10 protein-coding genes are annotated in these 12921 nt (G+C 70.9%); 7 read left to right on the top strand and 3 right to left on the bottom strand.

What is annotated here, in order from left to right; genetic code table 11:
* Positions 1 to 288 precede the first annotated feature (288 nt).
* Positions 289 to 1734: an MFS transporter gene (locus tag UA74_RS27890; RefSeq protein ID WP_075742851.1), complete on the top strand. Its 1446-nt coding sequence runs from the start codon at positions 289 to 291 to the stop codon at positions 1732 to 1734.
* A 546-nt stretch (positions 1735 to 2280) separates the two neighbouring features.
* On the opposite strand, the gene UA74_RS27885 is transcribed toward UA74_RS27890, so the two are convergent.
* Both UA74_RS27885 and UA74_RS27880 read right to left on the bottom strand, forming a co-directional pair.
* On the bottom strand, positions 2281 to 3090 hold the full coding sequence (locus tag UA74_RS27885; RefSeq protein WP_232237522.1) for a M23 family metallopeptidase: 810 nt from the start codon (positions 3088 to 3090) through the stop codon (positions 2281 to 2283).
* A 176-nt stretch (positions 3091 to 3266) separates the two neighbouring features.
* On the bottom strand, positions 3267 to 4082 hold the full coding sequence (locus UA74_RS27880) for a M23 family metallopeptidase (RefSeq protein WP_075742849.1): 816 nt from the start codon (positions 4080 to 4082) through the stop codon (positions 3267 to 3269).
* Positions 4083 to 4626: 544 nt separating this feature from the next.
* Here UA74_RS27880 and UA74_RS27875 point away from each other — a divergent pair.
* The 4 genes from UA74_RS27875 (at position 4627) to sucD (ending at position 9529) form a co-directional block, all read left to right on the top strand.
* On the top strand, positions 4627 to 6582 hold the full coding sequence (locus tag UA74_RS27875) for a hypothetical protein (protein ID WP_075742848.1): 1956 nt from the start codon (positions 4627 to 4629) through the stop codon (positions 6580 to 6582).
* A gap of 161 nt (positions 6583 to 6743) precedes the next feature.
* Entirely contained in the window at positions 6744 to 7151 is a 408-nt protein-coding gene (locus tag UA74_RS27870; protein ID WP_075742847.1) for a cobalamin B12-binding domain-containing protein, read from the top strand.
* A gap of 299 nt (positions 7152 to 7450) precedes the next feature.
* Positions 7451 to 8629, top strand: coding sequence for an ADP-forming succinate--CoA ligase subunit beta (sucC, locus tag UA74_RS27860; RefSeq protein ID WP_075742845.1), 1179 nt, complete (start codon positions 7451 to 7453; stop codon positions 8627 to 8629).
* A gap of 6 nt (positions 8630 to 8635) precedes the next feature.
* Positions 8636 to 9529 (top strand): succinate--CoA ligase subunit alpha, encoded by an 894-nt coding sequence (sucD, locus tag UA74_RS27855; RefSeq protein ID WP_075765774.1) that lies wholly within the window; start codon positions 8636 to 8638, stop codon positions 9527 to 9529.
* On the opposite strand, the gene UA74_RS32515 is transcribed toward sucD, so the two are convergent.
* Positions 9511 to 9687, bottom strand: a complete 177-nt coding sequence (locus UA74_RS32515) for a hypothetical protein (RefSeq protein WP_157434477.1) — start codon at positions 9685 to 9687, stop codon at positions 9511 to 9513. The two genes, sucD and UA74_RS32515, sit on opposite strands and share 19 nt — an antisense overlap.
* Positions 9688 to 9854: 167 nt before the next feature.
* On the opposite strand from UA74_RS32515, the gene UA74_RS27850 reads away from it, so the two are divergent.
* Positions 9855 to 10571, top strand: a complete 717-nt coding sequence (locus UA74_RS27850; RefSeq protein WP_075742843.1) for a DUF5336 domain-containing protein — start codon at positions 9855 to 9857, stop codon at positions 10569 to 10571.
* A gap of 462 nt (positions 10572 to 11033) precedes the next feature.
* A complete protein-coding gene (locus tag UA74_RS27845; RefSeq protein ID WP_157434476.1) occupies positions 11034 to 12854 on the top strand; it encodes a cell division protein PerM in 1821 nt (606 codons plus the stop codon).
* Positions 12855 to 12921: the final 67 nt, after the last annotated feature.

Genomic DNA, 12921 nt, shown 5'->3' with positions numbered 1-12921 from the left:
CGACCGGCGATGCGATCGACGACGGCCATGCCTCCGGCGTCGGCGGGCGTCTCATGGTGTGCGCTGGTCGTCGGCCGAATGTTCCGGGAACCAGCCCCGTCGGACCGCAGGCCCACCGAGGGCCTGCCCTCGGCCGCATGGATGCCGAGATCCTCGACACCGTGTCGTCGCGCCGCCGATTCACTCCGGCCCCTGTAATCGCCAGATAGCGCACGGTAACTTGTCCCGCATGGTGTCTGCCTTCCCGTCGCCCCGATCGAGCCCGCACCGATGTGGCGGAGATCGTCGGTGAGCGCGGCTCGGCTCGGGTCGCGGTTCTGGACACTGTTCAGCGCGACCACGATCTCCAATCTCGGTGACGGCATCGGGCGGGTGGCACTGCCGTTGTTGGCGGCCACCTTGACCCGCGATCCGGTGCTGGTCGGCAGCCTCGTGTCGTTCAGCTTCGTCCCGTGGCTGTTGTTCGCGCTGCTCAGCGGCGCTCTGGTCGACCGGATGGATCGCCGGAAGGCGATGATCGGTGCCAACCTGGTCCGCGCGCTGATCGTCGGCGGGCTCGGCCTGGTGGTGCTCACCGGCTCGGCGGCCATCTGGATGCTGTACATCGCCGCCTTCCTGCTCGGTGCCGCCGAGACCCTCTACGACAGCGCGGCCAGAGCCATGCTCCCGGCCGTCATCGATCGCGATCAGCTGGAGACCGGGAACGGCCGGATGGAGGCCTCCGAAGTCGTCAGCCAGGAGTTCGTCGGCGCGCCGCTGGGCAGCGTGCTGTTCGTGCTGGTCGCCGCCGGGCCGTTCTTGGCCAACTCGGCGGGCTTCCTCCTCGCCGCGCTGCTGCTCGTCGCGCTGCCGGGTTCCTATCGGGCCAAGCCCGAGCCCGTCTCGAAGCCCCAACCCGTGGCCGGCATCGAGGCCGCCGCCGGGACCGGTCCTGCCTCGGAGACCGCTGCTGCGCGGGAACAGCCCGCTCAGACGGACGGGCAGGTCCAGGGCGCGACCAGGAGTCTGCGCAAGGAGATCGGCGAGGGTCTGCGGTGGCTCTGGAGCCATCGCCTGCTCCGCACCCTGATGCTGTTGACGGGGCTGGTCACCGTCGCCCTGGAGGCGTCGATGGCGATGGTGGTGCTGCTCGTCGTCGACGAGCTGAATCTGAGCGAGGCCGTCTTCGGACTCTTCGCGCTGGCGATGGGCCTCGGCGGCCTGCTGGCAGGTCTGCTGGCCGGGGCGGTCACCAGTCGACTGCCTAGGGCCGTCATCCTGGTGGCCAGCGTGGCCGTGACGGGTCTGAGTCTGCTGTTGGTCGGTGTGTTCCCCGTGCCGGTCTGGGCCGCCGTCATGCTGGCGGTCAGCGCGCTGTCCATCGTGCTGTTCAACGTGATCACGATGTCGCTGCGACAGGCGATCATTCCCGCGCACCTGTTCGGCCGCGTCCAGGGCGCCTGGCGGACCGTGGTCTGGGGGCTGATGCCCTTCGGCGGGCTGCTGGGTGGTCTGGTGGCCGCGATGGCCGGGCTCCGGGCGGTGTACCTGGTGAGCGGCATCGCCCAGCTGCTGATCGCGGCGGCGTTCTGGGTCCTGGTCCGCAGGCCCGACATCGATCTGGAGAACCTGCACTCGCCGACGGAGCCGGGGCCTGCGAGCGTTCGAACCGGCGGCGGACAGGACGAGACAGCGGAGGGCGTCGCGGGCGACGGGGCGGACTCGGGAGGGCAGCCGGCAGAGCGGAGATCATGACGGGACGAGCCGCCCCGCGAGTCGCGAGGGGATCGCCCTGCCCGCCGTCCCGATGCGGCGACGGGCCGAGTTCGGACGGCACCACCTCGACCCTCGATTCTGGACACCACAGCCTCTCCCGCGCCGATGGGGCGCGGCCGCGACCGTCCTAACCGGAGGGTGGGTGCTCGACATCGCGGATCGGAGTCGTTGATCTCAGCCCGGCAGTCCCGGCCGCGGCGGGAGGCGGCCCTCGCCTGCGGCCGGAACGGCTCGGCGGTCCTAGGCCTGCCTGCGTCCCGACGTCCCCCGCGTAGGACTCGGCTCTTCTCGAGACTCGATGCTCGGCACCACGTCGTGTTGCCCGACACCCGACGCACGCCTGCACCGTCGGACACGGGAGATCGCGGTGTGGCGGCCTGCGCTGGTAAACCGGCAGACCACCATCGTCCCTCGAACCGATGTTCGAATCTGTCGGTGGGCTGGTGTTGACTGGGCCACATGATCGACGAGACCGAGGCCACGGGAGTCGCGGGGCGGTTGCGCCCTCGCTCGGTCCGCTCGCGATCAGAGGTAGACGCCGCGCTCGGCCAGCCAAGCCTGGGGGTCGATCTTCTGGTTGCTGCCCGGCGCCCACACCTCGAAGTGCAGGTGCGGCCCCGTGGAGTCGCCTCGATTGCCCATCTGGGCGATCTGCTCGCCTGCCTGGACGATCTGGCCCGGACGCACGGAGAAGGAGTCGATGTGGCCGTAGACGGTCGTCGTGCCGTCCGCAGCCTGCACCTTGACCCACAGACCGAAGCCGCTCGCGGAGCCCGCCGTGGTGACGACTCCGTCGTGGGCGGCGTAGATGGGCGTGCCGATCGCGTTGGCGATGTCGATGCCGAGGTGGTTCTCGTTGAAGCGGCTCCCGAAGGAGCGGAGGCCGTAACCGGAGGTGAAGCTGCCGACCGAGGGAACCCAGAACTTGGGGCGGGCCGCCTCCTCCTCGGCGGCGACGACCTCCACCTCCATCTGGGTGCTCTTGACCATCTGTCCGACGGCCGCGTCGGGGGCGACGTCCTGGACGATGGGAAGCACCTCGGGAGCGGGCATCGTGCCACCGACACCGGTGAACGACGCGCTCGCGCCGCCTGCGGCGAGCGGGGCCACCTCGTCGACCGTCTGATGCTCGGAGCGCTCGCTGCCGAGCATCGCGGACTGGCCTGCCGTGACGAAGGCTCCGGCGGCGACGGCGGCCACGACCAGCTTGCCTCGCATCGAGGGCGGCGGTGGCAGACGGTGCGAACCTCGGGGGCGCGGGGAGCGTTCTTCCAGTGCCTTGTCGATGACGGGAGACGACGGGTTGGCGCCGCCTGCGGTGCGATGTCGAGACAACGCCTGACCTTTCTTCGAGGACTCCGGACGGGGGTTCCGGCTCGCCGGTCGGGGGTGCCGACGAGATGTCCTGTCTGCACTGCGGTCTCGGCCCTCCCGGGCCTTCTCTCCTGCTGCTGCTCGCGGCTCGTCGACGCTCGGCAGGACGCCGAGGGCACCGGGCCGCTCACGATCGATCACGTCTGGACGCCGCGCTCCTGCAACCAGGCTGCGGGGTTGATCTTCTTACCGTCGCCCGGCGCCCACACCTCGAAGTGGAGGTGCGGTCCGGTGGAGAAGCCTCGATTGCCCATCTGGGCGATCTGCTCGCCTGCCTGGACCTGCTGGCCGGGGCGGACCGAGTAGGAGTCGATGTGGCCGTAGACGGTGACTGTGCCGTCCGCGGCCTGCACCCGGACCCAGAGGCCGAAGCCGCTGGCGGGACCGGTCTCGATGACGACTCCGTCGTGTGCGGCGAGAATCGGCGTGCCGATGGCGTTGGCGATGTCCATGCCGTAGTGGGTCGTGCCCCACCGGGCGCCGTAGCCGGAGGTGTAGGTGCCCTGGGCCGGTGCCCAGAACTTGGGTCGAGCGGCCTCCGCCTCGGCGGCGGCGGTCTCGACCTCCATCTGCTGGCCCTTGACGATCTGACCGACGGCGGCGCCGGGCTCGGCGGCCTGCGCGATCGGCAGCACCTCGGGGGCGATCATCGTTCCGCCGACGCCGGAATAGCCGCCTGCGGATGCGGAGGGGGCCGCGTCGGAGCCTGCGGCGAGATTGGTCGTCTCGGCGCCATACGCCTGTCCGCCGTCGGAGTCAAGACCGAACTGGGTAGACTGGCCGGCAGCGACGAAGGCGCCTGCCGCGACGGCTGCGATGACGAAGCGACCACGTAGTGCAGGAGAAGGCGTACTGAGCCTGTGAGCGCCACGATTCCGCGTCGCCGCGCGCTTGCGCGCAGCATCACGTGCCTCGGGGGAGCTCTGGCCGCCGGGTGAGCGGTGTTGAGACAAAGCCTGCCCTTCCGTTCAGCCTCGGGGAGTCTGAAACGAACGTCCGGGCGGGGGATCCCGGTGCCGCTGACCGGCCTTCGCCGGCAGCGATGTGTTCGTGATCAGACCGTGACAACGGACCGGGGGACAGTAACGGGGCGAGACCCTTAAGGGCAACTCCCTGAGATCACGCTCTGCCGAATGGGGGGTGGCTTCCGGGCCTGGTCGGAGAAGTGTGACCGTCTGTGTTGTTGACTTTTTCGGCCGAAGAGGTTTGAGAAGCGGGCTTCCTGGTCAGTGCGGCAGTCGGGTTGCAATGATCATTGGGCCGGCTGGCTCAACCGATCTACTCCGTCCTCAGTCCGAGGCCGATTAAACGGTGATTTGGTGTGATATATGTCACCGCAACCTCGGGAATGGTCGCCGCCACGAATGTCGTACTCATCGGTAGGGGGCGTTGTGCTGATCACGACGGCCTGCGGGCCTGGGACGCCCGCCCGCCCCTCGACCCGCGATCCCGATGACATCCCTCGGGGATGACCCACCCCTTGCTAGCGTCGGCGCGGTGAATGCGCGGACTGGATCGATCGCGGGCCGTTCCCCCGGTGAACGGGCTCGGCCTGTCGGCAGGCGGACGCCGCGAGACGGCGGATCGAGTTCGACGACTCCTCCCCTCGACTCCGACGCCGCCGGGCTGTGGATCGCGATCGCGGTGGCGGGCGGTGGCGCGCTGCTCGCGGTGCTCGCCCCGCTCGTGGGCTTCACCGAGCCGACCACGGCGCCCGGGTACGGGTCCTGGCCGCTGCTGGCACTGATCCACCTCCTGCCCGTGGCGCTCGCCGGGTTGTTCGCCGCACGGGGCAGGTCCGGCGCCGCCGTCGGCATCCTGATCGCCTCGGCTCTGGTCGCGCCGGGTCGGGCGCTGCTCGACGGCGTGCTGCTCGTCGACGCCGCCTCGGTGGTGCGCCCGGAGCTGGTCCGTTTCGACAGCCTCGCATCGGCCGGGGCAGGACTCGGCGCCTTCCTGCTCGTCGCCGCGCACCTCGCCGCAGTGATCGCAGGCGTCCTCGCCTACCGCAGCGGCGGGGAGGACTTCGGCCGGGACCAGGGCGCCGCCTTCGGTGCGACGCCGGATCAGGGGCTCGGCGCAGGCTTCGGCACGGAACCGGCCGAGAGGGATCGGTCCGTCGCCTCGGACCCCCTGGAACGACTGTCCGGTATTCCGGCCGGGCGAGCCCGGCCCGCGCAGAGCGGCAGGCGACAAGGTCTGGCGATCGCGGCGTTGTTCGTGGTCGTGGCCGCCTGTCTCGGCCTGGCAGGCGCCCCCTTCTCCTCCGACGATCCCTACCTGCTGCCGCGTGCGGTGCTGGACGCCGACGGGCTCGTGCTTGTGGGCTGGGTGGTGACCTTCCTCGGCCTCGTCGCCTCGACGCTGCTGGCCACGGCTGCTCGCGACGCCGATCGTGCGCTGGGCGGGCTGCTGGGCACCGCGCTGATGGTGATCGCGCTCGCCGCGCCGTTCTCGGCCGCCGGGCTGTTCGCCGACGACCTCGGTCTGACGGCCGGACCGGTGTTCGCGCTCATCGCTGCCCTCGTCCTCGTGCTGCTCGCGCTGCGGACCGCGCCGCGCTCGGCAGGCCGAGCCGCTGCGGAGGGCACCGACGAGGTCCGGCTGCCCGGTGCTGCGCGGTTGCGACGTGCGGCGGGCGTGCCCGCGTTGCTCGCCGGAATCGCCCTGTCGGCCGGTGTCGTCCTGCCAAGCCTGGCCCCGACCGATCAGCTGATCTCCGAGCCGGTCAATCACCAGGCGGGCCTGCTCGTGCCTGCCGGGCTGCTGCTGGTCCTGCTCGGCCTCGGGCTGCTGCTGCCCGTCAGCTCCACCGTCGCCCGCCCGGCGCTCGTCGTGGGGTGGCTGGCCGCTCCGATGGTCGCCGCCGTCTCCCTCGACGTCGTCTTCGCCGCCAACCAACTCGTCGGGGCGGGCCTCGGCGCCGGTGCCTGGCTGGTGATGGCCGCCGTGCCGCTGGCCGCGACGGGCGGCTTCCTCGCCTGGACGGCGGGCGCGGTCGAGCGCGAGGAGGTGGACCTCTCCGAATGGCCGACCGACTGGCCCGCCGTGGTCCCCTCGGCGATGGGCGCGCTGTGGGCGCTCGGTGCGTTCACCCTGCCGGTGCTGGAGTCCGAAGAACTCACGGCGCTCACCGGGTCCGCCTCGGCGGGCATCTTCTCGAACTTCCAGATCGCGTCCTGGAGCCAGGTGCTCGGCGTCCTCGGCGTGGTCGTCGCCGCAGCGCTGGCTCCCCGCTCCCGACCCGCGCAGGCTGTCGGACTGTTCCTCGGCGCAGCCGGCCTGCTCCTGCTACGCGTGCTGGAGTACCCCTTGACCGCGGCCCGCGCCGCCGACGCGCAACCCGGTCCCGGCCTGTGGCTGGGACTCTGCGGAGTGATCGTGTTGGTGGCGGGCGCGGGTGTGGTGTTCCGCGTCACCCGGCGCACCGCTGACCCGACTCCGAGGCGCTAGTCTGCGATCAGCGAGTCCGCCCGCGAACCCGCGAGCGGCCTTCGTGTTCCGTGTGAAGGCGGGACATCGACAACGTGGTCGTCTGACGGGTCGTCATAGGTGCCGCGCGAGCCTGTCGATCCAGGTCTCGAAGGGCCGCGACGCCCAGGTGGGAGGAAGCCGTGAGCGGTCGTATCCGGGTGGTCGTGGCGAAACCGGGACTCGATGGTCATGACCGAGGGGCCAAGGTCGTCGCCAGGGCACTGCGCGACGCCGGCATGGAGGTCATCTACACGGGCCTGCACCAGACCCCGGAGCAGGTGGTCGAGACCGTCCTTCAGGAGGACGCCGACGCCGTCGGGCTGTCCGTGCTCTCCGGCGCCCACATGACGTTGTTCGCGAAGGTCGTCGCCCTGCTCAAGGAGCGGGATGCCGACGACGTCGTCGTCTTCGGCGGCGGCATCATCCCCGAGGAAGACCTCCCCAGACTCGCCGAACTCGGCGTGGCCAAGGTCTTCACTCCTGGTGCGCCGACACACGAGATCGTCGACTGGGTCCGCAGCAACGTGGCCCAGACTGCCGGTACCTGAACCGCTCCTGACGTGAGCGGCCCACGCCGATGAGTCGGTCGTCACAGTCGTCCGCCTGGTCCGTCGCGTCGCCGCTCACCGATCGAAGAGTCCGGCCGCTCGCCGCTGAATCGACGAGGTCCGACGGCGAGTCGGCTGCGACGCGCGGCGAGTCGGCGCCGAAGACGGCCCGAGTCGCGATGCCGAATCTCTGCGACGCAGGTCACGCGGTGATTGACCTCACCGGATGCGACGTGCCTGCCGTCATCGCAGGTCGTTAAGGTCTGCGGAGTCCGACACCGACGTCGCAGGAGACTCGAGTGGACCTGTACGAATACCAAGCGAAGGACCTCTTCGCCAAATACGGCGTTCCGGTGCTCCCGGGCACGGTCGCCACTACCCCAGACCAGGCTCGCGGTGCCGCCGAGGAACTCGGCGTCCCGGTCGTGGTCAAAGCCCAGGTGAAGACCGGCGGGCGAGGCAAGGCGGGCGGCGTGAAACTCGCCGAGAACCCCGCAGAGACCCAGGAGAAGGCGGAAGCCATCCTGGGCCTGGACATCAAGGGCCACACGGTGCATCGCGTGCTGGTGACCCCCGCCTCGGACATCGCCGAGGAGTACTACTTCTCCTTCCTTCTCGACCGCACCAATCGCACGTTCCTGGCGATGGCCTCGGTCGAGGGCGGCATGGACATCGAGGAGGTCGCGGCCACCAAGCCTGAGGCGCTCGCCAAGGTTCCGGTGGACCCGATCGCAGGCGTCGACTCCGCCAAGGCTCGCGAGATCGTCGAGGCCGCGAAGTTCCCGGCCGAGGTCGCCGATCAGGTGGCCGACGCGATCGTCAAGCTCTGGGCCTCGTTCGTCGGCGAGGACGCCACGCTCGTCGAGGTGAACCCGCTGGTCCGCGACCCCGAGGGCAAGATCATCGCTCTCGACGGCAAGGTCACGCTGGACGAGAACGCCGCGTTCCGGCACGCCGACCACGCCGAGCTGGTCGACAAGGGCGCCGAGGACCCGTTGGAGGCTGCGGCCAAGGCCAAGGACCTCAACTACGTGAAGCTCGACGGCCAGGTCGGCATCATCGGCAACGGTGCGGGCCTGGTGATGTCGACGCTGGACGTGGTCGCCTACGCGGGGGAGCAGCACGGGGGCGTCAAGCCTGCCAACTTCCTCGACATCGGCGGCGGCGCCTCCGCGGAGGTCATGGCCAACGGGTTGGAGATCATCCTCTCCGACCCCGACGTCACGTCCGTCTTCGTCAACGTCTTCGGCGGCATCACCGCCTGTGACGCGGTCGCCAACGGCATCGTCGCGGCCTTCGCGCTCCTCGACAGTCGGGGCGAGGCCGTGACCAGGCCGATCGTCGTGCGGCTCGACGGGAACAACGCCCAGGAGGGGCGGCGCATCCTCACCGAGGCGGCCCTGCCGGGGCTGGTCCAGGTCGACACCATGGACGACGCGGCCACCAAGGCCGCCGAACTCGCCGCGCAGGGGGCGTGACACCAGATGGCTATCTTCCTCACCGAGAACAGCAAGGTCATCGTCCAGGGCATCACCGGCGCGGAGGGCACTAAGCACACGCGCCGGATGCTCAAGGCCGGGACGCAGGTCGTGGGCGGGGTCAACCCGCGCAAGGCGGGCCAGAAGGTCGACTTCGACGGCACCGTGCTTCCGGTGTTCGCCACCGTCGCCGAGGCCAAGGAGGCGACCGGCGCGGACGTGTCGGTGATCTTCGTTCCCCCGAAGTTCGCCAAGGCGGCCGTCTTCGAGGCGATCGACGCGGGCATCGGCCTCGCGGTGGTGATCACCGAGGGCATCCCGGTGCACGACACCGCGGCCTTCTGGGCGCACGCGGGCGCCACGGGCAACAAGACCCGGATCATCGGGCCGAACTGCCCCGGCGTGATCTCTCCCGGCAAGTCCAACGCAGGCATCATCCCGGCGGACATCACCGGGGCCGGTCGGATCGGCCTGGTCTCGAAGTCGGGCACGTTGACCTACCAGCTCATGTACGAGCTGCGGGACATCGGCTTCTCCAGCGCAGTCGGCATCGGCGGCGACCCGGTGATCGGCACCACGCACATCGATGCGCTGCAGGCCTTCCAGGACGACCCGGACACCGAGGTCATCGTCCTGATCGGCGAGATCGGCGGCGACGCCGAGGAGCGCGCGGCGGCCTACATCGCGGAGAACGTCACCAAGCCGGTGGTGGGCTACGTCGCGGGCTTCACCGCTCCCGAGGGCAAGACGATGGGCCACGCAGGCGCCATCGTGTCGGGCTCGTCGGGTACCGCAGCGGCCAAGAAAGAGGCGTTGGAGGCAGTCGGCGTCAAGGTCGGCAAGACCCCCAGCGAGACGGCGGCACTGGCCCGCGAGGCCGTTCAGGCACTCGTCGGCTGATACCAGGCCACTCCGTACAGCAGGGCCGGACATTCCTTGCGGATGTCCGGCCTGCTGTCGTCTCGGGCCTGGGCGACGGGTGCTGCGCACTGCTCGGCGGGCGGACCGACGCCGACACGTCCACCTGATGAGTTCGTCGTCACGAAAAGTGCGGCCATCCCTACTTGATCGGGTGAGGGTGGTGCACTGTGGTCCGGGGAAAAGGAAACCGAGGGTGATCGACGGAACCTCGTGAGACCGAGATTCGTCCTATCCGGGCGATCGGCTAGCGTTCCGACTGCCCGATAACGGCAATGTTGCATCCGGTGGAGGAGGAGACCCCGCCATGTCCGTGCCCTACGGCGCACCTCAACAGCAGGCTGGCAGTCCAGCGCAGCCTGCGGGAGGTTTCAGCCTTCCGTCCATCCTTGCCCTCGTCGGAGCCGGGCTCGGCCTCATCGTCTATCTGCTCGCCTTCGGCGAGGCGGGCATCGCCCCGTCCCTCGGCATCGGCGGCGGCCCCGGCACCGCCACCTCACTGTTGCTGATCGCAGGCCTGCTCGCGGGCATCTCGCTGCTGCCCAAGGGACCGCAACTGCACCTGCTGTTCGCGGTGCTCGCGGTGCTGGGTGTGCTCGGGCTCCTCCAGGTGGTGGTCCACTGGTCGGGTGACCTGCCCCCCATGACGATCGTGGCCCTGATCGTCGGGCTGGTCGAGGCAGGCGTGCTGGTCACGGCGTGGCTGTTCAACGCGGAGATCCTCAAGGTCACCCCCAAGCCGGCCTACCCGCAGGGCAACTGGAACCCGCAGAGCGGCGGCATCCCGCAGGCGGGACAGCCCGGCCAGTACGGCCAGGCCCCGCAGGGACAGTTCGGCCAGCAGGCCCAGTTCGGCCAGGCCGAGCAGCAGTACGGACAGCAGAACCCCGGTACCGGGGGACAGCCCGCCCAGCCGACGCCGTATGCCCAGGGCACCGAGGTGTTCGGCGGCACGCAGCAGCCCGGCCAGTACGGCCAGCAGCCCGGCACCACGCCGCCGCCCGGCGGCTACGGCCAGAGCTGAGCGTTCGCCGGGCTTCCCGCCCCCTGCGCGGTGGAGCCCGTCGGCGCTTGAGCAGCCGACACCGAGCGCAGTACAGGTTCTGACGATGCCGTGACTCGACCCGTCGAGTCACGGCATCGTCGTCTCTGCTCGACGATCTCCGAGGTGCTTCGGTTCTGCCCGGGTGCGCTCGCGGGTGCCGAGCGCACCTGCCTGGCGCTCACCTGTTCGGCGCCGCTGTCGCGCGGTTGTCTCGCCGCGCGGTGCGCGGCCGTCTTGTGCGCGGCCGTGACGTGCGTAGTCGCCGATGCGACCGACATCGGTCCGAGTCGCCCCTCCGACGTCGACCGGCAGGACGATTCGGCGGCAGGCTGCGCGGGTGACGGCAGGCGGTTCGAGCCCCGCCCGTCTCCCGTCGCCCTCACCCGTTCGGGAACGGCGCGGCAAGCCGGAACGGCGTGGTGGCGGTGCGACCCTGCCCGCGTGATCACGCTCCGAGCGGCCGTCGACGAGGGCGCGGATCGCGCTGCGATCCCGGAGGCAGGCCAACTAGAACGGGCCAGGGTGCTCGTGTCGTCCGTGCTGGGTTCGCTGTTCCTCGGCTGCCTGACGGTGATCGCCCTGACGGTGCTGACTCTGGCCACCGCGGGCGATGACGCCTTCTCGCTCGGGGCCGTGCTGAGCGTGTCGGTGCCTGCGTGGCTCGCGGCTCACCAGGTCCCGCTGATGATCCTCGGGCAGCCGGTGGGAGTACTGCCCCTGCTGCCGACCCTGATCCTGCTCTCGTTGATCGCCACGAGTGTCGCCTCGACGCTGCGCAGGCTGGCCGCGACCCTGTGGACCTCGCTGCTACTGGTGGCGTTGACCGCAGCCGGTCACGGGGTGCTCGCCGTCGCTTTCGCCGAGGTCGCCACCGGAGGCAGCGCAGGGCTGGTCATCGTCTCGCCGTCGAGCGCCGGGCTGACGAGTGCCCTGTTGGCCGCCGCGGCCGCCGCCGTCGGGGTGCTGCGCTGCGGCGTCCTGGCCGCCTGGTTCGACGGGCGGCCCAGGGCCGTGCAGGACGGAGTCCGGGCGGGGCTGCTCGGCGCGGCGTGCCTGCTGGCGACCGGCGCCTCCGTGACCCTGTTCGGACTGTTCGCCTCAGGACCTGAGGTCGTCGAGTTGTTCAACCAGGATCGCCTCTCCGACGCGCTCGGTCTGCTGCTCTGCTCGCTGGCCTACCTGCCCAACGCGGTGACGGCGGGCGTCGCCTTCGCCGCCGGGCCGGGGTTCTCGCTCGGCCAGGCGGTCGTGACTCCCTTCGCGGCCCGGACGGGACCCGAGCTGGAACTGCCCCTGTTGGCCGCCCTGCCGGACACGGCTGCGCGGCCGTGGTGGGCGCTGGTCCTCCTGCTGCCGATCGCGGTGGGGGTGCTGCTCGGCTGGTTCGGCGGTGGCGGCGGCACACCGCGACGCGATCGACTGAGAACGGCTGTCGTCGGCGTCGTGATCGCGGCCTCGATCGCCTCGGCCGCCGCCGTCGTTGCGGGCGGACGGCTCGGCAGCGGGGCGTTCGATCCGGTGCAGGTGCCTGCGGCGAGCCTGGCGCTGGCCGTCCTGGTCTGGACGGGACTGCCCGCCGTCCTCGTGGCGTGGCTCGGTCGGCCGCAGCGGGCGGCGGACGAGACGGCGGCCGCCACCGTTGAGGCGGCGCATGACGTGGACGAGTCCGCCGGGGATGCCGCGAGCGGGGACGCCGCAGCTGGGGATGCCGAGACAGACGACGAGGCTGCCGACGACGCGGAGCCCGATGACCCCGAGGAGTCGGAGCCTGCCGACGAGCGGCTGCCCGCTGCCGAGACGGCGGACGACGCTGCGGCTCGCGACGACGCGGAGCCCGACGTCGGCTCGGACGATGTCGCCGGGAACCCGAGTGCGGCCGAATCGGCCGTCGTCGGGAAGGTGGCAGGTGCGAAGACAGGTACCGCCACCGACGACGTCGAACGGGTCGGGGCCGTGGCCGAGGACGCCGATGCGCGGCGGACTCCCCGCGCCGCCCGACCCGGCACGGCAGACGGTCCGGATGCCGTCGTCCTCGTGCCCTCTCCTCGGGAGGACCCCGCCGTCGACGCTGCCTCCGGGCCCGCCGGTCGCGGGGCGCAGGCCGAGAGGCGGGAGCACTCCGTCGCCCGGTCGGCCGAGGTCAGCGGGGTCGTCCTGCCCTCGCCAGGCGTCGAGGCGGCTGCGGTGTCGAGGCGGCGCGGCTCGGTCGAGGAATCGGCGGAGGTCTGGCCGCAGGACGATCCGGACGCTCCCGGCGCATAGTCGAGACGCGCCGCCTGCGGCGTGGATCGGGGCGGGGCCGAGGAGATCAGCCGATCGGGTCGTCGAT

It is taken from the genome of Actinoalloteichus fjordicus, assembly GCF_001941625.1.
Lineage (GTDB): Bacteria > Actinomycetota > Actinomycetes > Mycobacteriales > Pseudonocardiaceae > Actinoalloteichus_A > Actinoalloteichus_A fjordicus.
The sequence above is the reverse complement of the archived record's forward strand: the minus strand, read 5'-3'. Positions and strand labels throughout refer to the sequence as shown.

Excerpts from the sequence above, each read along its gene's own strand:
- sucD (WP_075765774.1), top strand. The coding sequence starts at position 8,636 with ATGGCTATCTTCCTCACCGAGAACAGCAAGGTCATCGTCCAGGGCATC.
- UA74_RS32515 (WP_157434477.1), bottom strand. The coding sequence starts at position 9,687 with ATGGCCGCACTTTTCGTGACGACGAACTCATCAGGTGGACGTGTCGGC.
- UA74_RS27850 (WP_075742843.1), top strand. The coding sequence starts at position 9,855 with ATGTCCGTGCCCTACGGCGCACCTCAACAGCAGGCTGGCAGTCCAGCG.